Origin of the sequence: Staphylococcus sp. FSL W8-0305 (assembly GCF_037966415.1) — a bacterium.
Lineage (GTDB): Bacteria > Bacillota > Bacilli > Staphylococcales > Staphylococcaceae > Staphylococcus > Staphylococcus aureus.
Map to the genome: position 1 here is coordinate 470,647 of NZ_CP150198.1, position 22,886 is coordinate 493,532.

Below are 22,886 nucleotides of genomic sequence, written 5' to 3' on the forward strand. Positions count from 1 at the left end.
CATGGTCAAAGTAACTGATTATTCAAATTCAAAATTAGGTAAAGTAGAAATAGCGCCAGAAGTGCTATCTGTTATTGCAAGTATAGCTACTTCGGAAGTCGAAGGCATCACTGGCCATTTTGCTGAATTAAAAGAAACAAATTTAGAAAAAGTTAGTCGTAAAAATTTAAGCCGTGATTTAAAAATCGAGAGTAAAGAAGATGGCATATATATAGATGTATATTGTGCATTAAAACATGGTGTTAATATTTCAAAAACTGCAAACAAAATTCAAACGTCAATTTTTAATTCAATTTCTAATATGACAGCGATAGAACCTAAGCAAATTAATATTCACATTACACAAATCGTTATTGAAAAGTAATGTCATACCTAATTCAGTAATTAAATAAAGAAAAATACAAACGTTTGAAGGAGTTAAAAATGAGTCGTAAAGAATCCCGAGTGCAAGCTTTTCAAACTTTATTTCAATTAGAAATGAAGGACAGTGATTTAACGATAAATGAAGCGATAAGCTTTATTAAAGACGATAATCCAGATTTAGACTTCGAATTTATTCATTGGCTAGTTTCTGGCGTTAAAGATCACGAACCTGTATTAGACGAGACAATTAGTCCTAATTTAAAAGATTGGACTATTGCACGTTTATTAAAAACGGATCGTATTATTTTAAGAATGGCAACATATGAAATATTACACAGTGATACACCTGCTAAAGTCGTAATGAATGAAGCAGTTGAATTAACAAAACAATTCAGTGATGATGATCATTATAAATTTATAAATGGTGTATTGAGTAATATAAAAAAATAAAATTGAGTGATGTTATATGTCAGATTATTTAAGTGTTTCAGCTTTAACGAAATATATTAAATATAAATTTGATCAAGACCCACATCTCCAATCTGTATTGATTAAAGGTGAGCTTTCAAATTTCAAAAAGCATTCAAGTGGTCATTTATACTTTAATGTGAAAGATAAAGAAAGCGTTATAAGTGCCATGATGTTCAAAGGTAGTGCTTCTAAATTAAACTTCGAACCTAAAGAAGGAGATGAAGTCTTATTAGAAGCACGTGTTTCTGTTTTTGAACGTCGTGGAAACTATCAAATTTATGTAAATAAAATGCAATTAGATGGTATAGGGAACTTATATCAAAAATTAGAAGCATTAAAGAAAAAATTAACTGAAGAAGGTTGTTTTGATAAAGCGAATAAGAAATCAATACCTAAGTTTCCTAAAAAAATTGCAGTTTTAACAGCGAGTACAGGTGCCGCAATTCGAGATATCCATTCAACGATAAATAGTCGTTTTCCATTAGCTGAACAAATACAAATTAGTACTTTGGTTCAAGGTGAAAAAGCAAAAGACGACATTATTGAAAAAATTGAATATGCAGATAGTTTAGGTGTAGATACCATTATTGTAGGTCGAGGCGGTGGATCCATAGAAGATTTATGGAATTTCAACGAAGAAGCTGTCGTCCGTGCAATATATAATTGTAAGACACCGATTATATCAGCAGTAGGTCATGAAACAGACTTTACATTAAGTGATTTTGCTGCAGACATCAGAGCTGCGACTCCAACTCAAGCTGCTGTTATTGCAACACCAGACCAATATGAATTGCTGCAACAAATACAGCAATATCAGTTTACATTGACTCGTTTCATCAAGAAACATTTAGAACAACAACGTAAACATGTTGAACATTTGTCATCGTATTACAAGTTTAAACAACCAACTTTATTGTATGATCAACAGATACAACGTCGTGATGATTTAGAAAAGAGACTGAAACAACAAATTCAGGCAACTTTTGAACAACAGAGACATCGATTAATGCTGTTGCAGCAACGCTATAATTTAAAAGCGTTACTAAGTAGTGTTAATCAAGAACAACAAAATAATCTTCAATTGACAAACCAACTTGTTAAATTATTGAATTCTAAGATATTAAGTTATAAAAATGATTTGAAAAATAAAGTAGAAAACTTAAACAATTTAAGTCCAACTAATACAATGTTGCGTGGATATGCAATTGTTAATAAAAAAGACGAAGTCATTACGAGTACTAAAGATTTAACAGAAAATGATCAATTGACGTTAACAATGAAAGATGGCTTAGTAGATGCAAAAGTTACGAAAGTAAGGTGTAATAATGACTAAAGAAACGCAAAGTTTTGAAGAAATGATGCAAGAATTAGAGCGAATTGTTCAAAAATTAGATAATGAAACAGTATCTTTAGAGGAATCATTAGATTTATACCAACGTGGTATGAAACTATCAGCAGCTTGTGACACAACTTTAAAAAATGCCGAAAAAAAGGTGAATGACTTAATAAAAGAAGAAGCTGAGGATGTAAAAAATGACGAATCTACCGATGAATAAATTAATAGATGAAGTCAATAATGAATTATCGGTTGCGATAAATAAATCAGTAATGAATACTCAGCTAGAAGAAAGTATGTTGTATTCATTAAATGCTGGAGGTAAACGCATCCGACCAGTTCTGTTATTACTCACTTTAGATTCACTAAATACCGAGTATGAGTTAGGTATGAAGAGCGCAATTGCACTAGAAATGATTCATACATATTCACTTATTCATGATGACCTACCAGCGATGGATAATGATGATTATCGACGAGGGAAATTAACGAATCATAAAGTATATGGTGAGTGGACGGCGATATTAGCAGGTGATGCTTTATTAACTAAAGCATTTGAACTTATTTCAAGTGATGATAGATTAACTGATGAAGTAAAAATAAAAGTTCTACAACGGCTGTCAATAGCAAGTGGTCATGTTGGAATGGTCGGCGGTCAAATGTTAGATATGCAAAGCGAAGGCCAACCAATTGATCTTGAAACTTTGGAAATGATACACAAAACAAAAACAGGAGCACTATTAACTTTTGCGGTTATGAGTGCAGCAGATATCGCTAATGTCGATGATGCAACTAAAGAACATTTAGAAAGTTATAGTTATCATTTAGGTATGATGTTTCAGATTAAAGATGATTTATTAGACTGCTATGGTGATGAAGCGAAGTTAGGTAAAAAAGTGGGCAGCGATCTTGAAAATAATAAAAGTACGTACGTGAGTTTATTAGGAAAAGATGGCGCAGAAGATAAATTGACTTATCATAGAGACGCAGCAGTGGATGAACTAATGCAAATTGATGAACAATTCAATACAAAACACTTATTAGAAATCGTTGATTTATTTTATAGCAGGGATCACTAAAAGCAAATATATCGATTAGCAACAATTGTTAAGTTTGAAATGTCTCAAAAGGCATATTCAACTGACGTTGTTTGTTAATCGATTTTTCTCATGTTGAAACTTAAAATTATGTTAAAGACTTTCATCTAAAAATAGAATTTTCAATTTCTATACGACAATATTCGCATCTGTGATATCAATGTGATTTTAATTAAATATGTTCAAACAATTGACGCTTATTAAATCTAATAATTAGCAAGTTTATTACACATATATTCATTTTTATACATATTTTAAGCAATTGTTATGCGTAATATGAAAAATATTTATAAATAGATAATCAAGATAGATAAACCATGTTTACCCTTTTTACGTAAAGGTGTTTAGTAGTCGTAAATCAGTGCATGTGTTAAAATAAATGTATAAATATTCGTAATCAGAGGTGTTTACTGTGCCCAAAAAATCGGTTAGGCATATAAAAATTAGAGAAATTATTTCAAATGAACAGATAGAGACACAAGATGAATTAGTTAAACGATTAAACGATTATGATTTAAATGTCACTCAAGCAACTGTTTCTCGTGATATTAAAGAACTACAACTTATTAAAGTACCTATACCTTCAGGTCAATATGTTTATAGTTTACCAAATGATAGAAAATTCCATCCTTTAGAAAAATTGGGACGTTATTTAATGGATTCCTTTGTTAATATAGATGGTACTGATAATTTACTTGTTCTAAAAACATTACCTGGTAATGCACAATCTATTGGAGCTATATTAGATCAAATCAATTGGGAAGAAGTACTAGGCACAATTTGTGGTGATGATACTTGTTTAATTATTTGTCGAAGCAAAGAGGCAAGTGATGAAATCAAGTCAAGAATTTTCAATTTGTTATAAGGATGCGATGAGTTTATGTTACAAACCTTATCAATCAAGCAATTTGCTATTATTGAAGAGTTAGAAATTCAATTTTCTGATGGTTTAACTGTTTTAAGTGGTGAAACGGGTTCAGGTAAGTCAATTATTATAGATGCAATTGGACAATTAATTGGAATGAGAGCTTCATCTGATTTTGTAAGACATGGTGAAAAAAAGGCTGTCATCGAAGGTATATTTGATATTGACGAGAGTAAAGATGCTATACATATATTGAAAAATATGGATATTGATGTAGATGAAGATTTTTTATTAGTTAAACGGGAAATTTTCAGCTCTGGTAAAAGTCTTTGTAAAATTAATAATCAAACAGTTACTTTACAAGATTTACGAAAAGTTATGCAAGAATTATTAGATATTCATGGCCAACATGAAACGCAATCTTTGTTGAAACAAAAATACCATTTAACATTATTGGATAATTACGCAGAATCACGTTATCAAGATTTGTTGGATAAATATCACCAAACTTTTCAAAATTATAAAGCCAAAAAGCAAGGGTTAGAAGATTTAGAATCAGCAGACCAAGCATTGCTGCAGCGTTTAGATTTAATGAAATTCCAATTAGAAGAATTGTCTGAAGCACATCTAAAAGAAGGCGAAATAGAGCAACTTGAAATAGATATTAAACGCATTCAAAACTCTGAAAAATTAAGCTTAGCTCTTAATAACGCACATATGACATTAACGGATGAAAATGCTATCACTGATCGTTTGTATGAACTAAGCAACCATTTGTTAACAATAAACGATATAGTTCCAAACAAATATGACAAATTAAAAGAAGATATTGATCAATTTTATTACATTTTAGAAGATGCAAAACATGAGTTATATGATGAAATGGCTAATACAGAATTCGACGAACAAGTGTTAAATGAGTATGAATCTCGTATGAATTTGCTGAATAATTTAAAACGCAAATATGGAAAAGATATTTCAGAATTAATCGCATATCAAGAAAAACTTAATAATGAAATCAATAAAATTGAAAACTATGAACAAAGTACATCGCAGTTACGAGAAGAAATAAATGCATTGTATAATCAAGTTATAGAGGTTGGACAAGCGTTATCTAAGCAGCGTCGTATAGTTGCTAGGGAGTTAAGAGACCACATTGTATCGGAAATTCAAAACTTACAAATGAAAGATGCAAATCTTGAGATTTCATTTAAAAAATTAGAAGAACCGAATATTGATGGAATCGAATTTGTAGAATTTTTAATCAGTCCTAATAAAGGGGAACCATTAAAAAGCTTAAATAAAATTGCGTCAGGTGGAGAACTTTCTAGAATTATGTTAGCGTTAAAAAGTATTTTTGTTAAATCGAGAGGTCAAACTGCAATTTTATTCGATGAGGTTGACTCAGGTGTATCTGGACAAGCCGCACAAAAAATGGCAGAGAAAATGCGAGATATAGCAGAATATATACAAGTTATTTGTATATCTCACTTGCCACAAGTTGCATCGATGAGCGACCATCATTTATTAATTTCGAAATCATCAAAAGATGATCGTACAACAACACAAGTTCAAGAGTTAATTGGCGATGATAAAGTAGATGAAATTGCACGAATGATTTCAGGTGCAAGTGTTACTGATTTAACTCGTGAAAATGCAAGAGAAATGATACAACACAATCAAAGACATAGATAATTTCCAAAGTGTGTTGAATACTCATTTATGGATTTATTTATGTGCATTCAAACTAAATAGACAATCATGTAAAATAGGTAATTAATGGACATGAAAACTATGTATTAATAAATTTTCAATGGATATATATCATTAGTTAGGAGTAAGAACATGTCAGAGAAACAATATGATTTAGTCGTTCTCGGTGGAGGTACTGCAGGATATGTTGCTGCGATACGTGCGTCTCAATTAGGTAAAAAAGTGGCAATAGTAGAACGACAACTATTAGGAGGTACTTGTCTCCATAAAGGTTGTATTCCTACTAAATCGCTGCTTAAATCTGCTGAAGTATTTCAAACAGTAAAACAGGCAGCAATGTTTGGCGTTGATGTCAAAGATGCTAATGTTAATTTTGAAAATATGTTGGCACGAAAAGAAGACATTATTAATCAAATGTATCAAGGTGTAAAGCATTTAATGCAACACAATCACATTGACATTTATAATGGCACGGGACGTATTCTAGGTACATCTATATTTTCACCTCAAAGTGGCACAATATCTGTCGAATATGAAGATGGTGAATCAGACTTATTACCCAACCAATTTGTATTAATTGCAACTGGTTCTTCGCCTGCAGAGTTGCCATTCTTATCATTTGATCATGATAAAATTTTATCTAGCGATGATATATTATCATTAAAGACGTTACCATCAAGTGTTGGTATTATTGGTGGTGGTGTTATCGGAATGGAATTTGCATCATTGATGATAGATTTAGGTGTTGACGTAACAGTTATAGAAGCTGGTGAAAGAATTTTACCAACTGAAAGTAAACAAGCTTCACAACTATTAAAAAAATCATTGTCAGCACGTGGTGTTAAATTCTATGAGGGAATAAAACTTTCTGAAAATGATATCAATGTTAACGAAGATGGTGTTACATTTGAAATTTCCTCAGACATAATTAAAGTAGATAAAGTGTTGCTATCGATTGGTAGAAAACCTAACACATCAGATATTGGTTTAAACAACACTAAAATAAAACTTTCAACATCAGGACATATTTTAACGAACGAATTTCAACAAACTGAAGATAAACATATTTATGCAGCTGGTGATTGTATTGGAAAATTACAATTGGCACATGTTGGATCAAAAGAAGGTGTTGTGGCTGTCGATCATATGTTTGAAGGGAACCCAATCCCAGTAAACTATAACATGATGCCTAAGTGTATTTATTCACAACCTGAAATTGCTTCTATCGGTTTAAACATTGAGCAAGCAAAGGCAGAGGGAATGAAAGTTAAAAGTTTTAAAGTACCATTTAAAGCAATTGGTAAAGCAGTGATTGATAGCCATGACGCAAACGAAGGGTATAGCGAAATGGTGATTGATCAATCAACTGAAGAAATTGTGGGTATTAATATGATTGGTCCACATGTAACAGAATTGATTAATGAGGCATCACTGTTACAGTTCATGAATGGCTCGGCATTAGAATTAGGACTAACAACACACGCACATCCTTCCATCTCTGAAGTGTTGATGGAATTAGGATTGAAAGCAGAAAGTAGAGCTATTCACGTATAAATAGGAGGATTTAACATGATTGATTATAAATCATTAGGCCTTAGCGAAGAAGACCTAAAAGTAATATATAAATGGATGGATTTAGGTAGAAAAATAGATGAAAGACTGTGGTTATTGAACCGTGCAGGTAAAATTCCATTTGTTGTAAGTGGTCAAGGACAAGAAGCAACTCAGATTGGGATGGCATACGCATTAGAAGAAGGTGATATTACTGCGCCTTATTATAGAGATCTAGCTTTCGTTACTTATATGGGTATATCAGCGTATGATACGTTTTTATCAGCGTTTGGAAAGAAAGACGATGTTAACTCTGGTGGAAAACAAATGCCATCACACTTTAGTAGTAGAGCTAAGAATATTTTGTCACAAAGTTCACCGGTAGCAACTCAAATACCCCATGCTGTTGGTGCTGCTTTAGCTCTAAAAATGGATGGTAAGAAGAAAATTGCAACAGCAACTGTTGGTGAAGGTAGTTCAAACCAGGGTGACTTCCATGAAGGTTTAAACTTCGCGGGTGTACACAAACTTCCTTTTGTATGTGTCATTATAAATAATAAATATGCAATTTCAGTACCTGATTCATTACAATACGCAGCTGAAAAATTATCGGATAGAGCACTTGGTTACGGTTTACATGGTGAACAAGTAGATGGTAATGATCCATTAGCAATGTATAAAGCGATGAAAGAAGCAAGAGATCGAGCTATTTCTGGTCAAGGTTCAACTTTGATTGAAGCAGTAACAAGTCGTATGACAGCTCATTCATCAGATGATGACGACCAATATCGTACGAAAGAAGAGCGTGAAGCGCTTAAAAAAGCAGACTGCAATGAAAAGTTCAAAAAAGAGTTGCTTTCAGCTGGCATTATCGATGATGCTTGGTTGGCAGAAATAGAAGCGGAGCATAAAGACATCATCAATAAAGCGACAAAGGCTGCTGAAGACGCGCCATATCCAAGTGTCGAAGAAGCCTATGCATTTGTGTACGAAGAAGGGAGTCTTAACTAATGGCTAAATTATCTTATTTAGAGGCGATTCGCCAGGCACAAGACTTAGCTTTACAACAAAATAAAGATGTATTTATTCTTGGTGAAGATGTTGGTAAAAAAGGTGGCGTATTTGGTACTACTCAAGGACTGCAACAACAATATGGTGAAGATAGAGTTATCGATACGCCATTAGCTGAGTCAAATATTGTTGGAACTGCCATTGGTGCAGCTATGGTAGGTAAAAGACCAATTGCAGAAATTCAATTTGCAGATTTTATTTTACCTGCAACAAATCAAATTATTAGTGAAGCTGCGAAAATGCGTTATCGTTCAAATAATGATTGGCAATGCCCATTAACGATTCGTGCACCATTTGGTGGCGGTGTTCACGGAGGACTATATCATTCACAAAGTATTGAAAGTATATTTGCTTCATCACCAGGTTTAACAATTGTTATACCTTCAACACCGTATGATGCTAAAGGTCTATTATTATCTTCAATTGAATCAAATGATCCTGTTTTATACTTTGAACATAAAAAGGCTTATAGATTCTTAAAGGAAGAAGTGCCAGAAGAATATTACACTGTACCTTTAGGAAAAGCAGATGTTAAACGTGAAGGTGAAGATTTAACAGTATTTTGTTATGGATTAATGGTCAATTATTGTTTACAAGCCGCTGATATTTTAGCAGCAGACGGTATCAATGTTGAAGTTGTAGATTTACGAACTGTTTATCCATTAGATAAAGAAACAATTATTGATCGTGCTAAACATACAGGTAAAGTTTTACTTGTTACTGAAGATAATTTAGAAGGTAGCATTATGTCAGAAGTGTCAGCGATTATTGCAGAGCATTGCTTGTTCGATTTAGATGCACCAATCATGCGTTTAGCTGCTCCAGATGTACCATCTATGCCATTTTCACCTGTATTAGAAAATGAAATTATGATGAATCCAGAAAAAATCTTAAATAAAATGCGTGAATTAGCAGAATTCTAGGGAGGGAAAGTCATGGAAATAACAATGCCTAAGTTAGGTGAGAGTGTTCATGAAGGTACCATTGAACAATGGTTAGTTTCTGTTGGTGATCATATTGATGAATATGAACCATTATGTGAAGTTATTACAGATAAAGTGACGGCTGAAGTCCCTTCCACGATATCAGGAACAATTACAGAAATTTTAGTTGAAGCGGGGCAGACGGTAGCTATTGATACAATTATCTGTAAAATTGAAACTGCTGATGAAAAGACAAATGAAACAACTGAAGAGATACAAGCAAAAGTGGATGAGCATACTCAGAAATCTACTAAAAAAGCTAGTTCAACAGTGGAACAGACATCTACTTCTAAACAAAATCAACCACGAAATAATGGTCGCTTTTCACCTGTTGTATTTAAACTCGCTTCAGAGCATGACATTGATTTATCACAAGTTGTAGGTAGTGGATTTGAAGGTCGTGTAACTAAGAAGGATTTAATGTCAGTTATTGAAAATGGTGGTACCACAGCTCAATCTGACAAACAAGTTCAAACACAATCAACTTCAGTAGATAGATCAAGTAACCAATCATCTGAAGACGATAGTGAAAATAGCACAATACCAGTAAATGGTGTGCGTAAAGCAATTGCACAAAACATGGTTAATAGTGTAACGGAGATTCCACATGCATGGATGATGATTGAGGTTGATGCTACAAACCTTGTGAATACGAGAAACCATTATAAAAACAACTTTAAAAATAAAGAAGGATATAATTTAACGTTCTTTGCTTTCTTTGTAAAAGCTGTAGCAGATGCTTTAAAAGCATATCCATTATTAAATAGTAGCTGGCAAGGAAATGAAATTGTCTTACATAAAGACATTAATATTTCAATTGCTGTTGCTGATGAAAATAAATTATACGTACCTGTGATTAAGCATGCAGACGAAAAGTCAATCAAAGGTATAGCTAGAGAAATTAATACTTTAGCAACAAAAGCGCGTAATAAGCAATTGACAACTGAAGATATGCAAGGTGGAACATTTACAGTTAATAATACTGGTACATTTGGTTCAGTATCATCAATGGGTATTATAAATCACCCTCAAGCAGCGATTTTACAAGTAGAATCAATCGTTAAAAAGCCAGTAGTAATTAATGATATGATTGCAATTCGAAGTATGGTTAATTTATGTATTTCAATTGATCATCGTATTTTAGATGGTTTACAAACAGGTAAATTTATGAATCATATTAAACAGCGTATCGAACAGTATACTTTAGAAAATACAAATATATATTAGTGATAACATAGATGCATCTATCGACAACTTGTTTTATCTTGTTCTTGTCGATGGATGTATTTTTTTGGCAATAAAATATTTGCAATATATTCAAAAAAAGATAAAGAACAATAATCAACATGGTTGAATGCATTTTTGCAGTAAAGTCAAAATAAGACATCGTACTTGAAACATATTAAAGAAAACAGGTGAACAAATTAGTTTCCATGATTTTAAGCACAATAATGTTTGGTATATTGTTAAAATTGTGTCTAAATATAGGTGTGATTCAGATTAGTTTATTGAACAATATGTTATTAATTAGTAGAATGAGGATAGTTTAAATATAAAGGGATAGGTGATTGAACTTATGGACATGAATTTCGATTTATACATGAACGGTGTTGTAGAACAAGCAAGGAATGAAATTGAATCTGCGGGATATGAGCAATTAACTACTGCAGAAGATGTTGACAAAGTTCTTAAACAAGATGGTACAACACTAGTTATGATCAATTCTGTATGTGGTTGTGCAGGTGGTATCGCAAGACCAGCAGCATCACATGCTTTACATTATGACGTATTACCTGATCGTCTAGTGACAGTATTTGCTGGACAAGATAAAGAAGCGACACAAAGAGCGCGTGAATACTTCGAAGGTTATGCGCCTTCAAGTCCGTCATTTGCATTAGTAAAAGATGGAAATATTACAGAAATGATTGAAAGACATCAAATCGAAGGTCATGATGTGATGAACGTAATTAATCAATTACAAACATTATTCAATAAATATTGTGAAGAAAGATAAGAGGCGCTAACCCATGTTAAAGTTAAATCCTTACAAGATTGGATTTAGAACAATAAAAACAGCAGTGGGTATGACTTTAGGTGTAATTATTAGTAAGCTGTTAGGTTTAGATAATTATGCTTCAAGTGCCATATTAGTCGTATTATGTATTAAACATACAAAAGTACATTCGCTACAAGCGATTATTTCAAGATTAGTATCATGTTTTTTAGTATTGTTTTTAGGTTCAGCAATATTTAGTTTATTAGGCCAGAGTCCAATTGTACTCGGTATTATCGTATTGTTATTTATACCATTAACTGTCGTATTAAAAGTACAAGAAGGTGTCATTACGAGTTGCGTTATATTACTTCATGTTTTTAATGCAAAATCAATTGATGCACATTTAATTGTTAATGAAACATTATTACTGTTAATTGGACTAAGCATTGCATTTACAATGAATTTAATGATGCCAAGTTTAGACAAACAACTAGACGAATACAAATGTAAAATTGAGCAACAAATTGCTGATATTTTTAGTAAATATAGTTATATTTGTGAAAAATATGAAGATACCATTGCGATTGAATTTGAAGCGTTACTTTTAAATATTAAAAAGGCGAAGTCTATCGCGTTCCGAGATGTTAAAAATCATTTTGTTAGAAACGAAAATTCATACTATCATTATTTTGATATGCGAGAAGAGCAAGTGGAATTGTTAATGAGAATGAAACCGCTCATCGAAAGTATCTGTCATAAAGATCCACTTTTAAATGATGTTGCGTCACTGCTGAAAGAAATTGGTCTAAATGTGAATAGTAATGACTATACAGCAATGCGTTTACACAATTTGTATGAGACGCGTTTGAAATTGGATGAACTGCCATTGCCAACAACACACAAAGCGCTTAACTCGAGAGCAAGTATTATTCAAATATTAAATGAATTAGAAGAATATTTACAAATCAAATCGCAATTTGGTTCATTGAAAATGCATAGTGAAGTAGCTTAAAAAATAATCCATCCGTATGACCCATGTTTGAAAGTAATCGTTGCAATACGATAACTTATTAATACATGCGTTTATAACGGATGGATTTTTAATTGTATGATTTTGTATAGGTAGTTGAGATATGGTTTATAAAATTGGAATGATACTCGTTAATAACAATGCTAATACAACTGATACAAGCATAACGATAATGATAATTCTTAAAACTTTATTTTGCATTTTGTGTGCCTCCAAATGAATAACCTTTGTATTAATAATTACGACATAAGATATAAAATTTTTAACTTGAGACGATATAACTAGCAATCATCATAAAGGAATATTATAAAAAACATGAGTAAGTTTGCTTATGTCATTTTCCTCATTATACGATATCTTTGAAAAATCAATCAATATATTTTTGACAAAGCTTAGTTTGAGTTACAATAAATATATATATTAAATTGAAAATAATATGACACAATTTACAAGCCTGATAAATCTGTGTAACGTCAATTACTGTAACATTTTAATTCATCAATTTTTACCGTTTGGCGTACTTGAAAATTTTGATAAAAGGGGTTCCATTATGATTAATGAGCAAAGATTACTTAATACGTTTTTAGAACTTGTACAAATCGATTCTGAGACAGGGAATGAATCAACAATCCAACCTATTTTAAAAGAAAAATTCATATCATTAGGGTTAGATGTTAAAGAAGATGAAGCGGCTAAACATCCTAAATTAGGTGCCAATAATCTAGTGTGTACAATGAAAAGTACTATCGAAGAAGGCGAAGTACCTAAATTATATCTAACGAGCCATATGGATACTGTTGTACCCGCAATTAATGTAAAGCCAATTGTAAAAGATGACGGCTACATATACTCTGACGGTACGACTATTCTAGGTGCAGATGATAAAGCAGGATTAGCAGCTATGCTTGAAGTTTTGCAAGTGATAAAGGAACAACAAATCCCACATGGACAAATTCAATTTGTGATTACTGTTGGGGAAGAATCAGGTTTAATTGGTGCTAAAGAATTAAATTCAGAGTTGTTGGACGCGGACTTTGGTTATGCTATTGATGCAAGTGCTGATGTCGGTACTACGGTTGTAGGTGTACCGACGCAAATGTTAATTTCAGCTAAAATTTTTGGCAAAACGGCTCATGCAAGTACGCCAAAAGAGGGTGTTAGTGCTATTAATATTGCGGCGAAAGCAATTAGTCGAATGAAATTAGGACAAGTTGATGAAATCACTACTGCCAATATTGGTAAGTTTCATGGCGGTTCAGCTACGAATATTGTTGCAGATGAAGTCATTTTAGAAGCAGAGGCACGTTCTCACGATCCAGAAAGAATAAAAACACAAGTCAAACATATGACTGATGTGTTTGAAACTACTGCATCAGAATTAGGTGGGAAAGCAGTAGTTACAGTGGAGCAAAGTTATCCAGGATTTAAAATTAATGATAATGAAACGGTTGTTAAAATTGCACAAGAAAGTGCTCGTAATTTAGGATTATCTGCAAATACAATTATTTCTGGTGGTGGTTCAGACGGCAGTATTATTAATACATTTGGTATTCCTTCAGTCATTTTAGGAGTGGGTTATGAAAAAATCCATACAACAAATGAGAGAATGCCGATTAAATCATTGAACTTGCTTGCAAGTCAAGTGTTAGAAATAATCAAAATAGTTGCGCGACAATCGAAATGATTTAGTGTAGTGTATGTCTATTTTGTGATACAATACTAATGAAAAATCAACAAGTGAGGTAAGTAATATGACACAACAAATTGGAGTTATTGGTTTAGCCGTTATGGGTAAAAACCTAGCTTGGAATATTGAATCACGCGGATATAGTGTATCTGTATTTAACCGCTCAAGTGAAAAAACTGATTTAATGGTTGAAGAATCAAAAGGGAAAAATATTCATCCAACGTATTCATTGGAAGAATTTGTTAATTCTTTAGAAAAACCACGTAAAATTTTATTAATGGTTCAAGCAGGTAAAGCTACGGATGCAACGATTGATAGTTTGTTACCTTTATTAGATGATGGAGATATTTTAATTGATGGTGGTAATACAAACTATCAAGATACTATCAGACGTAATAAAGCATTAGCACAAAGTGCAATCAACTTTATTGGTATGGGCGTTTCTGGTGGTGAAATTGGAGCGTTAACTGGTCCGTCATTAATGCCGGGTGGACAAGAAGAAGCTTATAACAAAGTTGCAGATATTCTTGATGCAATTGCTGCAAAGGCAAAAGACGGTGCTTCATGTGTTACTTATATTGGACCAAATGGTGCTGGACACTATGTGAAAATGGTACACAATGGTATCGAATATGCTGACATGCAATTAATTGCAGAAAGTTATGCTATGATGAAAGAATTATTAGGCATGTCTCATGAAGACATTGCTCAAACGTTCAAAGACTGGAATGCTGGTGAATTAGAAAGTTATTTAATTGAAATCACTGGTGATATTTTCATGAAATTAGATGAAAATAAAGAAGCATTAGTTGAAAAAATTCTTGATACTGCAGGTCAAAAAGGTACAGGAAAATGGACTTCAATTAACGCATTAGAATTAGGTATTCCATTAACAATCATAACTGAATCTGTATTTGCACGTTTTATCTCTTCAATCAAAGAAGAGCGCGTAAATGCTTCTAAAGAATTAAATGGTCCAAAAGCATCATTTGATGGTGACAAGAAAGACTTTTTAGAAAAAATTCGTAAAGCATTATATATGAGTAAAATTTGTTCCTATGCACAAGGTTTCGCGCAAATGCGTAAAGCAAGTGAAGATAATGAATGGAATTTAAAACTTGGTGATTTAGCTATGATTTGGAGAGAAGGTTGCATTATCCGTGCACAATTCTTACAAAAGATCAAAGATGCTTACGATAATAATCCTGGATTACAAAACTTATTGCTAGATCCTTACTTTAAAAACATCGTTACTGAATATCAAGATGCGTTACGTGATGTTGTCGCAACTGGTGTTCAAAATGGTGTACCAACACCTGGTTTCTCATCAAGTATTAATTACTATGATAGTTACCGTGCAGCTGATTTACCTGCAAACTTAATTCAAGCACAACGTGACTACTTCGGTGCTCACACGTACGAAAGAAAAGATAAAGAAGGCGTATTCCATACACAATGGATTGAAGAATAATATTGACTATTGAGCCTGAGACCTTATGAATTTAGGTAATGTTAAAGAGACAATTTCTATTGTTTATTTGATAGAAATTGTCTCTTTCCTTATGTATTTATCGAAATTTACTACGCATGATATATTCAATGATTTTCTTTCTCTTGTCAAATTAAAATTTTTAACTTTTATAAATTAACGATATCTATCCTCATAGAATTTGTCCGTTTAAGTGTAGACGTTTTACTTACATACTATTAAGATAGCATTAGTTAATAATTTTAATATTTAGATAAATAGATTACGTTTTATTATTTGATGAAGAAGAGGGATAGAATGTCATATGCTTCTGTATTGTTTAATAAGAACTTTACTTTTTATTTAATAGGGATAGCTTTTTCTAACATAGGCAGTGCTTTTACTACGTTTGTTTTCCGTTAATGATTTTAAAGCTTACTGGCTCTGCATTTCAAGTTGGCATAGTTTCTGCACTAAGTTTTATACCTTATGCAATTTTAGGACTGCCAGCAGGTGCTTTAATTGACAGATTGAATAAGAAGACCATAATGAAATGTGCTGATATAATTAGGCTCATTTCATATTTAAGTATACCAGTATTAAGTTTTTATAATATGTTAAGCATCTTTCAAATTTATGTAGTTGCAATCATTTCAGGTATTGGATTAGTATTTCACAGTATTTCTGAGGTTTCGATAATCCCAAGTATTGTAAAAGAAGATTTGGCGAGCGCAAACAGTTATATATACGCTACTCAAAATGTTTCGGAATTTTTGGGCCCTATAATTGGAGGTTTACTTTATACATATATGGGATATTCAATATTGATTTTTATAGATTCTATGACTTTTTTACTCTCATTTTTCAGTTTGATATTAATTAAAATTGAAACAAAGAGTATATTCAATCAAGAAAAGTTGAGTGGAAAAAATTTTTTGAGCGATGTTAAAGTTGGATTTGATTATCTATTATCTAATTCAACTATTAGAGTAATGGCTGTTGTTGTAAGTTTATCCAATCTAATTATCTCACCTTATTATATTTATATAGTAATGTTTGTAAAGGAAGACATGAATCAATCATCTCAAGCATTGGGGTTAGTTTTAGGTATCTCATCATTAGGTGCGCTAATCGGTTCATTATCTGCAAGTTTTCTCTTGAAATTATTTAATTTCGGAAAACTAATTGTAATTATATTATTTTTAGATACAATTTTTAGATTAATGTTACCATTTAGTACTTATATTTTTATACTCATCCCACTTTTAGGGTTGACATATATGACACAATCCATTTTAAATATAGCGATAATCACACTGAGGCAAAAGAAATGTTCAGAACATATGTTAGGACGTGTTAATAGTGTTTTTAAAACAATGGTTTTTGCATTCAGAGCTATAGGCCTTTTTTTAGGCGGCATATTACTTGAAAATAAAGGTGGATTTTATGCACTTACGATCAGCGCTGTGTTATTTATACCATTAGTGTTATATATACTGAAAAATAGATTTTATAAAGTAGAAGAATAGTAAGGAGAAAATTAATGAAAAACAGCCAAAATATTGTTTGTATTGGTGCAGCAAATATAGATAAACAATTATATTTAAAATCTGAATTGGTTAATAAAAGTTCAAACCCTGTATCTTCGATAAGCGTATCTGGAGGTGTAGCTAGGAATTTAGCGTATAATATTGGCAAATTAAGTAATAAAAAAACTATTCTATTAACTTTATTAGGTAATGATAAAGAAGCTGATTATATTTTAAATGAAGCTAATAAGTTTATCGATTTAAAACATATAAAAATTATAGAAAATATGAACACAGGAATGTTCACTTCTGTAATAGATTATAATGGGGAAATGATATGTGGTTTTGCAGATATGGATATATATAACTTAATAAATAACAAATATTTAAATGAAAAAATAGAAGTAATAAAAAATGCAGATTGTGTGGTTGTAGACTCTAATATTCCCAAGGAAAGTATACAATATTTAATTCAGTTGTGTGGAAAGAGTAATATTCCAATAGGTATAATCCCAGCATCTATAAAGAAGGTGAGAAACATACTAAAAAACTTAGCAAAGATAGACTATTTAATATTTAATAAAAAAGAAGCTGAAGCTTTTTGGAACGTTTCTTTAAATACTAAAAGTGATTATAAAAAAATAAAAAAATTAGTAAAACTTCAGAAATAAAAAATATAGTTATCACTAATGGAAATGATGATATCTTTTATACAAATGGAGAATTAAGCATATTTAAAAATGTTCAACAGAGTTCAAATATAATTAATGACACAGGTGCAGGAGATGTTTTTTCAGCATCAGTATTTCATTATTGGCTTGAAAACTATGAAGTTGATAATTACTTAGAAATGGCATTGTTTAATGCCTGTTCTACAGTGAGCACTATATATAATACTTCCATGATTAATTAGCAACACATGTAAATGGCAACTATAAAAATGGCTGCTATGTCAAATTGGACTGATGAATTCAATATAGGAAGTTAGGCAACTAAACATTGTATAACTTTCTTTTTAGTTATTGGAGCGTAAAGTTTTGAACATAATAATATTCGATTGCGCAAATGATTGTAACTTCCATAATCAAATCATGTACGTTTAATTAATTTTATTATGTTAGTTATACATTCTAATGGACAATGTGAGCTACACCCAGTTAAGTTGACATAGAAAATACGAAAACTTTGAACGAAGTATTTCATTGATATATGTCCCAGATGACATGTTTGATTAATGAAGTTCTATGTGGCTACAACATATAAAAAATTACACAAGTATTATCTTTGACCTTAAAAGCATCCCGCCATATTTTTAAGCATTTTGTGAAGTAATAAAATATTTACTGTGTTATGATAGCATGTACTATAGAGAAATAGAGGTACTATTTTATGGAAAAGTTAAATCAAGTTATGTTATATGTTGATGATGTTGAAAAAGCGAAAGCATTTTGGACAGAAATTTTAGAATTTGTTGTTGTAAGTGAAACACCGTTAGCTGAGGACTATGTTGCAGTTGAAGTATCACCTACGAAAGATGCTGAAACGTCATTGACGATTATGGCAAAAGAATTTATTGAAAAGTATAGCCCGGAGGTGAACCTAGGAACACCATCTTTAATGTTTAAAGAGAAAAACTTTGATGCATTATACTCAAAATTAAATGATTTAGGTTTAACTGGGCATGATATAGTAGAAATGAATGGTCAACGTGTATTTAATTTCCAAGATGGCCAAGGTAATTATTTTGCAGTTAGTGACTAAACAATCGATTTTAATATTTATACAAACCTTTATATTGATTTTCGGATTGAATTTCAGTATGAAGGTTTTATTTTTATCGTTTTATGCAATCGTTTGCACAAATCTTTTGACTTTTTTAGAAAGTGTGACTAAACTGGTATTATACAAAGGTTGGAAGCGTTTTCCAGTACAGAGATTAACAGGAGGTGATTAAATGGTTACGATTAAAGATGTTGCACTAAAAGCCGGTGTTTCTCCTTCGACAGTTTCAAGAGTTATAAAAGGAAATCAACGTATAAGCGAAGCGACAATTTCAAAAGTGAAGAAAGTTATGGAAGAATTGAATTATTTTCCTAATACCGCTGCTAGAACTTTAATTACTAACCAAACATATAAAATTGGTTTAGTGTTAAAAGGGTCTGAGGAGCCTATTCGACTGAATCCATTCTACATCAATGTATTGCTAGGAATTTCTGAAACGTGTAACCAGCATGGCTATGGTACACAAACGACAGTCTCAAATAATATGAATGATTTAATGGATGAAGTTTATAAAATGATTAAACAACGAATGGTTGATGCGTTTATACTGCTCTATTCAAAAGAAAATGATCCGATTAAACAAATGTTAATTGATGAAAGTATGCCATTTATTGTGATTGGTAAGCCTACATCGGATATAGATCATCAATTTACACATATAGATAATGATAATATATTAGCTTCTGAAAATTTGACACGACATGTTATTGAACAAGGTGTAGATGAATTAATATTTATTACAGAAAAAGGCGATTTTGAAGTTTCGAAAGACAGGATTCAAGGATTTGAAACAGTTGCATCACAATTTAATCTGGATTATCAAATTATTGAGACTAGTAATGAAAGAGAAGTTATTTTTAATTACATGCAAAATCTGCATACGCGTTTGAAGGACCCAAATATTAAACAGGCAATCATTTCGTTAGATGCTATGTTACATTTAGCGATTTTAAGTGTCCTATATGAACTTAATATTGAAATTCCGAAAGATGTAATGACAGCAACGTTCAATGATTCTTATTTAACCGAAATTGCGTCACCACCTCAAACCAGTATTGACATCAAGCCTCGAATGTTAGGTCAACAGGCTGGTGCAGCAATTTTAAATATATTAAAAAATAAAGCACAGGATGTTATTGAACTCGTCATTATAGATACAGAATTAAAAATAAGAAAATCAACACAGCGATAGCAAAGGAGTTTTAAAATGAATAAGCAATGGTGGAAAGAAGCAGTAGCATATCAAGTATATCCAAGAAGTTTTAATGATAGTAATCACGATGGTATTGGGGATTTACCTGGAATGATTGATAAATTGGACTACTTAAAAGATTTAGGTATCGATGTCATTTGGCTCAGTCCAATGTTTAAATCACCTAATGATGATAATGGTTATGATATTAGTGACTACCAAGAGATTATGGATGAATTTGGAACGATGGAAGACTTTGATCGTTTATTAAAAGGTGTTCATGATAGAGGTATGAAGCTTATTTTAGATTTAGTTGTGAATCATACATCTGATGAACATCCTTGGTTTATAGAATCCAAATCTAGTAAAGACAATCCCAAACGTGATTGGTACATTTGGCAAGATCCAAAGCCAGATGGCTCTGAACCTAACAACTGGGAAAGTATATTTAATGGATCTACATGGGAATATGATGCTAATACTGAGCAATATTATTTCCATCTATTCAGTAAAAAACAACCTGATTTGAATTGGGGTAATCCGGAAGTTAGAGATGCTGTATTTGAAATGATGAACTGGTGGTTTGATAAAGGCATTGATGGATTTAGAGTAGATGCAATTACGCATATTAAGAAGACGTTTGAAGCGGGTGACTTACCTGTACCTGAGGGTAAAACATATGCCCCAGCATTTGATGTAGATATGAATCAGCCAGGTATACAAACTTGGTTACAAGAGATGAAAGATCGCTCATTAAGTAAGTATGACATTATGACTGTTGGTGAAGCGAATGGTGTAAGCCCTGATGATGCTGATGACTGGGTCGGGGAAGAAAATGGTAAATTTAATATGATATTCCAATTTGAACATTTGGGACTGTGGAATAGTGGTGATTCTCACTTTGATGTAAATTCGTATAAGTCTGTATTAAATAGATGGCAAAAACAACTTGAAAATAAAGGTTGGAATGCGTTGTTTATTGAAAATCATGACCAACCACGACGTGTATCGACGTGGGGTGACGATGACAAGTATTGGTATGAATCAGCAACAAGTCATGCAGCAGTTTATTTCTTGCAACAAGGTACGCCATTCATTTATCAAGGTCAAGAAATTGGTATGACGAATTATCCATTTGAAAGTATTGAAACATTTAACGATGTTGCTGTTAAAAATGACTATCAAATTGTGAAAGCTCAAGGTGGAGATGTAGACGCTTTACTTGCGAAATATAAAGATGAGAACCGAGATAATTCTCGCACACCAATGCAATGGGATGATACGTTAAATGGAGGATTTACAAATGGTGAACCGTGGTTCCCAGTGAATCCGAATTATAAAACTATCAATGTTGCACAACAATTAGAAGATGAGGATTCAGTATTACAATTTTATAAAGATTTAATTCAATTAAGAAAGTCTAATGATGTATACGTATATGGTCAATTTGATTTAGTAGATGCTGAAAATTCACAAGTTTTTGCGTACACGAGAACATTAAATGAAAAGCAAGTTCTTATTGTAGGTAATCTTACTAACCACGAAGCAGAATTAACTGTACCATTTGATATAAGTCATGGAGAAGTGAAGCTATTTAATTATGATGCCAAAGTTAATTTAAAACAGTTACTTCCATATGAAGCATGTGTTATCGAACTAAATTAACATATTAATATGCCCCCTAATAGAATCTAAGGCCATTTGTAGACCTATAGATTTATTAGGGGGCTTCTTTGTTTTTAATTATTTAATCTTCGTCATAAGGACTCTGTTTAACAGGAATCCAAAGCTGAATTTTAGTGAATGGGTCATTAAATGAAATATCGAGAGGGTACACTTCAACATATAAATCATTTCGTTCATATGGCAATGTTAACTGCAAACTTGATTCAATATAGTACCAAGCTTCATTAGTTGCATAATCAATTTCACCTTGTAAATTGAATTTCGCACAATGTTTGCCAGGTAAAAATCGACTTTCTAAGTGTGCAGGATAACGTTCACTTGGTACACCTACAAATATTTCTAAACCATTTTCAAGAGGACAACTAATAACAAATAGTTCAAATGGACTAACGTCATTATATCGTCGTAACTCTTTAATTTTACCATCAATGAGCAAGTCTTCTAAAAAATCCGGAACATTAAAAGGATGTGACAAATACTTAGTGTCTATAAATCGTGCATATCCAACCAATGAAATATCATCTGTCTCTTCTAATCTGTATGGATAAGGTGCTCTCTCAGTAGTTGATAATTTGATATATAATCGCTCTTGAATTTGTAATTCATCTTTTTTAGTAGAAGCTTGAATAGGTGATACGCCGTGAAAATCACTAAAATCATTTGCAAAATCATTTGAATTTGCATAGTGATATTTTTTAGCGATATCTACAAGTCGTGTAGCACCATTAATCACATCATTTGCAGCGAGTGTCATTTTACGCGCGCGTGCATAAGCTTCTGGAGATAAGCCGACAATCATTTTAAATGATTGATCAAGATGGTATGGCGAAAGACCAACGTAATCACTTAATTCTTGCAAATTGAAAGGCTCTAATAAACGATCTTCAATATAAACAATTGCCTGTTGTATTTGCTTGATAACGTCCAAAACTTTCACTCCAATTAATTCAATCATTTATTTTTATTCTACATTATTTCTATAAATTATACACCCATTTGTTCAATGATTATTAAAATAGTTTTGGGCATTGTAAAATATAATTTCATAATATAGTCTAGAAAAAAA

23 protein-coding genes and 2 pseudogenes are annotated in these 22,886 nt (G+C 32.0%); 22 read left to right on the forward strand and 3 right to left on the reverse strand.

Features of this window, described 5'->3' with window-relative positions; all coding sequences use genetic code 11:
* Position 1 precedes the first annotated feature (1 nt).
* The 13 genes from NST10_RS02515 (at position 2) to NST10_RS02575 (ending at position 12,458) form a co-directional block, all read left to right on the forward strand.
* Positions 2-364, forward strand: coding sequence for an Asp23/Gls24 family envelope stress response protein (locus NST10_RS02515; RefSeq protein ID WP_000241588.1), 363 nt, complete (start codon positions 2-4; stop codon positions 362-364).
* A gap of 59 nt (positions 365-423) precedes the next feature.
* Complete coding sequence (gene nusB, locus NST10_RS02520; RefSeq protein WP_000087384.1) at positions 424-813, forward strand: transcription antitermination factor NusB; 390 nt, start codon at positions 424-426, stop codon at positions 811-813.
* A gap of 16 nt (positions 814-829) precedes the next feature.
* The gene (xseA, locus tag NST10_RS02525) at positions 830-2,167 is read left to right on the forward strand and encodes an exodeoxyribonuclease VII large subunit (RefSeq protein ID WP_001286928.1); all 1,338 of its coding nucleotides are present in this window, start codon (positions 830-832) and stop codon (positions 2,165-2,167) included.
* Entirely contained in the window at positions 2,160-2,390 is a 231-nt protein-coding gene (locus tag NST10_RS02530; protein WP_000159866.1) for an exodeoxyribonuclease VII small subunit, read from the forward strand. Before xseA ends, NST10_RS02530 begins: the two co-directional genes overlap by 8 nt.
* Complete coding sequence (locus NST10_RS02535; protein ID WP_000183386.1) at positions 2,368-3,249, forward strand: polyprenyl synthetase family protein; 882 nt, start codon at positions 2,368-2,370, stop codon at positions 3,247-3,249. The genes NST10_RS02530 and NST10_RS02535 overlap by 23 nt, the downstream gene beginning before the upstream one ends.
* A gap of 430 nt (positions 3,250-3,679) precedes the next feature.
* Positions 3,680-4,132, forward strand: coding sequence for a transcriptional regulator ArgR (gene argR, locus NST10_RS02540; RefSeq protein WP_001124985.1), 453 nt, complete (start codon positions 3,680-3,682; stop codon positions 4,130-4,132).
* Positions 4,133-4,147: 15 nt separating this feature from the next.
* Entirely contained in the window at positions 4,148-5,827 is a 1,680-nt protein-coding gene (gene recN / locus NST10_RS02545) for a DNA repair protein RecN (RefSeq protein ID WP_000942216.1), read from the forward strand.
* Between the two features lie 150 nt (positions 5,828-5,977).
* Positions 5,978-7,399, forward strand: coding sequence for a dihydrolipoyl dehydrogenase (lpdA, locus tag NST10_RS02550; protein ID WP_001291540.1), 1,422 nt, complete (start codon positions 5,978-5,980; stop codon positions 7,397-7,399).
* Between the two features lie 15 nt (positions 7,400-7,414).
* Positions 7,415-8,407: a thiamine pyrophosphate-dependent dehydrogenase E1 component subunit alpha gene (locus NST10_RS02555; RefSeq protein WP_000568358.1), complete on the forward strand. Its 993-nt coding sequence runs from the start codon at positions 7,415-7,417 to the stop codon at positions 8,405-8,407.
* Entirely contained in the window at positions 8,407-9,390 is a 984-nt protein-coding gene (locus tag NST10_RS02560; RefSeq protein ID WP_001096631.1) for an alpha-ketoacid dehydrogenase subunit beta, read from the forward strand. The genes NST10_RS02555 and NST10_RS02560 overlap by 1 nt, the downstream gene beginning before the upstream one ends.
* A 12-nt stretch (positions 9,391-9,402) precedes the next feature.
* Entirely contained in the window at positions 9,403-10,677 is a 1,275-nt protein-coding gene (locus NST10_RS02565) for a dihydrolipoamide acetyltransferase family protein (RefSeq protein WP_000406855.1), read from the forward strand.
* Between the two features lie 349 nt (positions 10,678-11,026).
* Positions 11,027-11,464, forward strand: a complete 438-nt coding sequence (gene brxB / locus NST10_RS02570; protein WP_000367420.1) for a bacilliredoxin BrxB — start codon at positions 11,027-11,029, stop codon at positions 11,462-11,464.
* A gap of 13 nt (positions 11,465-11,477) precedes the next feature.
* The gene (locus NST10_RS02575) at positions 11,478-12,458 is read left to right on the forward strand and encodes an aromatic acid exporter family protein (protein WP_000916193.1); all 981 of its coding nucleotides are present in this window, start codon (positions 11,478-11,480) and stop codon (positions 12,456-12,458) included.
* Between the two features lie 126 nt (positions 12,459-12,584).
* Here the strand turns inward: NST10_RS02575 and prli42 are convergent, their stop codons facing one another.
* Positions 12,585-12,764: a stressosome-associated protein Prli42 gene (gene prli42 / locus NST10_RS02580; RefSeq protein ID WP_001794325.1), complete on the reverse strand. Its 180-nt coding sequence runs from the start codon at positions 12,762-12,764 to the stop codon at positions 12,585-12,587.
* 262 nt (positions 12,765-13,026) lie between these two features.
* Here prli42 and NST10_RS02585 point away from each other — a divergent pair, with 262 nt between their 5' ends.
* The 5 genes and pseudogenes from NST10_RS02585 to NST10_RS02605 all read left to right on the forward strand — a co-directional run bounded on the left by NST10_RS02585 (position 13,027) and on the right by NST10_RS02605 (position 18,073).
* Positions 13,027-14,160: a tripeptidase T gene (locus NST10_RS02585; RefSeq protein WP_339211055.1), complete on the forward strand. Its 1,134-nt coding sequence runs from the start codon at positions 13,027-13,029 to the stop codon at positions 14,158-14,160.
* Between the two features lie 67 nt (positions 14,161-14,227).
* Positions 14,228-15,634 carry an NADP-dependent phosphogluconate dehydrogenase gene (gene gndA / locus NST10_RS02590; RefSeq protein ID WP_000193707.1) on the forward strand — a complete coding sequence of 469 codons (1,407 nt, stop codon included), beginning with the start codon at positions 14,228-14,230 and terminating at the stop codon, positions 15,632-15,634.
* Between the two features lie 315 nt (positions 15,635-15,949).
* Positions 15,950-17,160, forward strand: a pseudogene (locus NST10_RS02595) (MFS transporter).
* A 14-nt stretch (positions 17,161-17,174) separates the two neighbouring features.
* Positions 17,175-17,831, forward strand: coding sequence for a carbohydrate kinase family protein (locus NST10_RS02600; protein ID WP_001662873.1), 657 nt, complete (start codon positions 17,175-17,177; stop codon positions 17,829-17,831).
* A gap of 32 nt (positions 17,832-17,863) precedes the next feature.
* Complete coding sequence (locus tag NST10_RS02605) at positions 17,864-18,073, forward strand: hypothetical protein (protein WP_251360710.1); 210 nt, start codon at positions 17,864-17,866, stop codon at positions 18,071-18,073.
* A gap of 71 nt (positions 18,074-18,144) precedes the next feature.
* On the opposite strand, the pseudogene NST10_RS02610 reads toward NST10_RS02605, so the two are convergent.
* Positions 18,145-18,306, reverse strand: a pseudogene (locus NST10_RS02610) (ISL3 family transposase); the annotation flags it as partial.
* Between the two features lie 243 nt (positions 18,307-18,549).
* Between NST10_RS02610 and NST10_RS02615 the strand changes: the two are divergent.
* The 4 genes from NST10_RS02615 to NST10_RS02630 are packed head-to-tail and all read left to right on the forward strand — an operon-like array spanning position 18,550 to position 21,799.
* Entirely contained in the window at positions 18,550-18,921 is a 372-nt protein-coding gene (locus NST10_RS02615; RefSeq protein ID WP_000413432.1) for a VOC family protein, read from the forward strand.
* Positions 18,860-19,114, forward strand: coding sequence for a hypothetical protein (locus NST10_RS02620; RefSeq protein ID WP_001791204.1), 255 nt, complete (start codon positions 18,860-18,862; stop codon positions 19,112-19,114). The genes NST10_RS02615 and NST10_RS02620 overlap by 62 nt, the downstream gene beginning before the upstream one ends.
* Entirely contained in the window at positions 19,115-20,134 is a 1,020-nt protein-coding gene (locus NST10_RS02625; protein WP_000256335.1) for a LacI family DNA-binding transcriptional regulator, read from the forward strand.
* Positions 20,135-20,149: 15 nt separating this feature from the next.
* Positions 20,150-21,799: an alpha-glucosidase gene (locus NST10_RS02630; protein ID WP_001041925.1), complete on the forward strand. Its 1,650-nt coding sequence runs from the start codon at positions 20,150-20,152 to the stop codon at positions 21,797-21,799.
* Between the two features lie 82 nt (positions 21,800-21,881).
* Here the strand turns inward: NST10_RS02630 and NST10_RS02635 are convergent, their stop codons facing one another.
* Positions 21,882-22,748 carry an AraC family transcriptional regulator gene (locus NST10_RS02635; protein WP_000382585.1) on the reverse strand — a complete coding sequence of 289 codons (867 nt, stop codon included), beginning with the start codon at positions 22,746-22,748 and terminating at the stop codon, positions 21,882-21,884.
* Positions 22,749-22,886 lie beyond the last annotated feature (138 nt).